At 70.5% G+C, this 3,875-nt stretch carries 3 protein-coding genes; 2 read left to right on the top strand and 1 reads right to left on the bottom strand.

Going from position 1 to position 3,875, the window contains the following annotated elements; all coding sequences use genetic code 11:
- Positions 1-140: 140 nt before the first annotated feature.
- On the bottom strand, positions 141-1,238 hold the full coding sequence (locus ACY45C_RS06220; protein ID WP_462186693.1) for a UDP-glucuronic acid decarboxylase family protein: 1,098 nt from the start codon (positions 1,236-1,238) through the stop codon (positions 141-143).
- Between the two features lie 428 nt (positions 1,239-1,666).
- Between ACY45C_RS06220 and ACY45C_RS06215 the strand changes: the two genes are divergently transcribed.
- Both ACY45C_RS06215 and ACY45C_RS06210 read left to right on the top strand, forming a co-directional pair.
- Complete coding sequence (locus ACY45C_RS06215) at positions 1,667-2,872, top strand: glycosyltransferase family 4 protein (RefSeq protein WP_462186692.1); 1,206 nt, start codon at positions 1,667-1,669, stop codon at positions 2,870-2,872.
- 31 nt (positions 2,873-2,903) lie between these two features.
- A partial coding sequence (locus ACY45C_RS06210) for a lipopolysaccharide biosynthesis protein (protein ID WP_462186691.1) occupies positions 2,904-3,875 on the top strand: 972 nt, incomplete at its 3' end.

Here is a 3,875-nt window from a genome sequence, read left to right as displayed (position 1 = left end):
AAGGACCGCGGCCAGACGTCCCGCCAGCCGCCAGCGCAGCGGACCGGCACGACGCCCGGGGATCGTCGCGAGGTTTCCAGAGCCATCCCGGGTCACATGCTTAAAGTAGCCGACTGCTTACAAAAAGCAATGGATTGAGGTCACGAATCCGCCGCGTCGCCCTCGCCCACCTTGACCGCCAGCCCCGGTCCGCCACCCCCCGGTCCGCCACTCCGCACGGTGAACCCGTCGCGGTCACCGCCAAGCACGTCCGAGCCCGCCGGTGGCTCCTGACAGGGCACCACCCACGGGGACCGCGGCCGCTCGACACGTCCGTGGAACCAGGCCACGGTGCGGGCAAGCCCGTCCCGTACGTCCACCAGGGGTCGCCACCCGAGCGCCTCCCGCGCCAGCGTGATGTCGGGGCAGCGCACGGTGGGATCGTCCTGCGGCCGCGGAACGAAGGTGATCGGGACGTCAGCCCCGCACACCTCCACGACGAGCCGCGCCGCATCAATGATCGTCATCTCCTGGGGGCTGCCGAGATTCACCGGACCAGGAAGGTCGCTGTCCAGCATGCGCACGACCCCCTCCACCAGATCGTCGACGTAGCACAGCGACCGAGTCTGGCGACCCTCGCCCGCAACGGTGACGGCCTGGCCACGCAGGGCCTGCGCAATGAAGGTCGGGATGGCGCGCCCGTCGTCGGCGCGCATCCTCGGCCCATAGGTGTTGAAGATCCGGATGATCCCGGTGGACGTGCCGTGGGTGGCGCGGTGGGCGGCGGTCAACGCCTCAGCGAAGCGCTTGGCCTCGTCGTACATGCTCCTCGGACCGATCGGATTGACGTGGCCCCAGTACTCCTCCGGCTGGGGGTGGACCCGGGGGTCGCCATAGACCTCCGAGGTGGAGGCCAAGAGGAACCGGGCGTTCTTGCGATATGCCAGATCCAGCAGGTTCGCGGTACCCGATGCACCGACCAACAGGGTCTCCAAGGGCAGGGCCCGATAGTCCACCGGGGACGCGGGGGAGGCGAAGTTCAGCACGGCGTCGACCGGACCAGTGACGTCGATCGGCTCGGTCACGTCCCGCCGCAGCAAGCGGAACCCGCCATGCCTCCGAAGATGGTCGATGTTGTCCGGCCGGCCGGTGAGGAAGTTGTCGACGCAGATCACCTCGGCGCCCCGAGCCAGCAGGCGGTCACAGAGATGGCTTCCAAGGAAGCCGGCCCCGCCGGCGACGACGACCCGCCTGGTCACTCCAACCACCACCCGTGAGTAAGGAAAGCCGGGCCATGGGCGTCACGTTCCGCTATCGGTCGACAACGACACTGCGCGCCCCTCAGACAGCCCTCCTTCTATCACTGTCAGTGATAGAAGGAGGGCTACCACGGCGGGGAACCCGCGTGTCTCCACCCGATGACGCCGCAACCGCCACCCACCGCCACCCGAGCCCCACCGGTTCTCGGCACCCCGGCACCCGCGATCCGCGGCCTACGGCCCACGACACGCGACACGCGACACGCGACACGCGACACGCGACACGCATCTACAGACAGTTGCTCGATTAATACTTTGAGTGACAGAGTCGGATCGATTCGTACTGGCGCACGGCCCACCCGGTCCGATCAGCGGTCATTGCGAGGAGGAACAGCCGGCTCATGACCTCCGTCCACAGGTCGACGACGGTGGCAGTCGTCGTATCGCACGCGATTCAGCATTTCGCGCCGCTGTACCGGGCGTTGACCGAACACGAGGTGGATCTTCGGGTGCTCTTCCTGTCCCGATCGGGTCTGGAACGCTACTTCGACGCGGATTTCGGCCTCGACGTGCAGTGGAAATCGGACATCGTCACCGGTTATCACCACGAGTTCATCGCGGACCTGCCGCTGCGCCCGGGCTGGCGGCAGCCCGACGCCAGCCGGCAGATGGTTACCCGGACCTGGGCGGCCCTGGACCGGCTGCGCCCCGCCTGCGTGCTCGTCTACGGATACCGGTACGCCCATTCCCTCGCGGCGCTCGCCTGGTGCCGGCGACGGGGCGTACCCGCCCTCATGATCAGTGACAGCGAACTCCTCGGCCAGCGAACCCCCGCCGTCCGCGCCGTCAAACGGCTCACGCTGCCCCACCTGATGCGTTCAGTGAGTGCATTCCTCACGATCGGCGACAACAACGAGGCGTACCTGGCCCACTATGGAGTCCCCGCCACCCGCATGTTCCGCACGCCGTATCCCACCGATGAGACGGTGCTGCGGGCCGTACTGGCTCATCGGGAGAAGCATCGAACGGCGATTCGCGCCGAGCTGGGTATCGCCCCGGACGCCCTTGTCGCCCTGTTCGCCGGAAAGATGATCTCTCGGAAGCGCCCCCTCGACATCGCGGACGCGCTGCGCGTCCTCACCCGCGCCCCCCGGGGTCCGGTCGACCGGGAAATCATCGTGATCATGACTGGGGACGGAGTGTTGCGCCCCGCTCTCGACGCGGTGGCCGCCGAGCTCGGCGGCGCGTTGCGGATGGTCGGATTCGCCGACCAGGAACGGCTCCCCCGCCTGTACGCGGCCAGCGACCTCTACCTGCACCCCGCCGAGCGGGACCCGCACCCGCTGGCGGTCAAGGAGGCGGTGCTCTGCGGCCTGCCGGTGGTGGTCAGCGACCGGGTGGGCTCCACCGGCCCGACCGACGATGTCCGTCCCGGCCGCAACGGCCGGGTTCACCCGGTCGGCGATGTGGACGCGCTCGCACGGATCCTCGGGGAGCTGCGCGCGCGCCCCGACGTCCTGGCCAGGATGGCCCAGGAGTCGGAGAAGGTGATCGGCGACATCGAGCTCGCCGCGTCAGTGGACGGCTTCCTGCGCGCCGTTGCCCATGTGCGCGACACCGCTCGGCGCGGATGACCAGAGCCGTCAGCCGAATCGCCGGGCCGTCATGACCGGCCCGCTCGCGAGCCGGCTTCCCCGCTCCACCGTCGCCGTACTCGCCGGCAACGCGGGCACGCTGGTCGTCGGGACCGCGACCGGCGTCCTGGCCGCCCGCGCCCTGGGGCCAGTGGCCCGCGGCGAGTTCGTCGCGCTGCAGACCTGGGCGGGCATGCTCGCGATGGTGTTCGCCCTGGGTGTCTCCCAGACGCTGGTCACCGATGACGGTGAGGACCGCGCGCTGCTCGGCCCGCTGCTCACCCAGACCGTCGCGTCGGCGCTGCTCGCCGCGGTGCTGTTCACCGTGGTGCCGGCGCTGATCACTGTGGGCCCGGGCCGTTCGGGCGGCGCGGGAGCCGGGCGGGGACCCGCCTGGGACACCGTCGCCGTGCTGGGCGCGACCTGCTTCACCGCCGCGGCCGTGGCCGCCTCCAACGCCGCCGGGCTCGCGCAGCGCCGCGGTCGGATGACCGGCGAGTTCCAGCTCGTCCGGCTGCTACCGGCGGCGGCGACACTGGCCGCGTTCGCCGCGCTCGCCGGCAGCGGAGTCCGCGATCCAGGATCGTGGATGCTGGCCCTCGGCGTGACGGCCCTGCTACCCCCACTCGGGTACCACGTGGCGGTGCTCGGCGGCCTTCCCGCGCTCGCGCGGCCGGGACGCCTGCTGCCCCGGCGCCGTTTCATGCGGTCCGCCCTGGGGGCCTACGGCACCGTCGTCGGGGCTCAGGTCATCTACAAGCTGGACATGCTGCTCGTCGCCACCTTCCTGGCCGCCGAGCAGGTGGCCTTCTACGCCGTCGCCGTCGCCCTCGCCGGCGCCTGCACGACCGTCTGCCAGGCAACCGGCATGGTGATGTTCAGCCGGCTCCGTACCCTGGTCGATCCCCGGCAGCGGGCCCGGGTGGTGCGCCGCGCGGTCATCGCCACCGTCGCCCTCGCCGCCGTAGTGGCGGGTGCGATCACCCTCGTCACGCCGACGGCC

Source organism: Frankia sp. CcWB2 (assembly GCF_977927585.1).
Note: the sequence above shows the minus strand (reverse complement) of the source record. Positions and strands in the feature narration are given on the sequence as shown.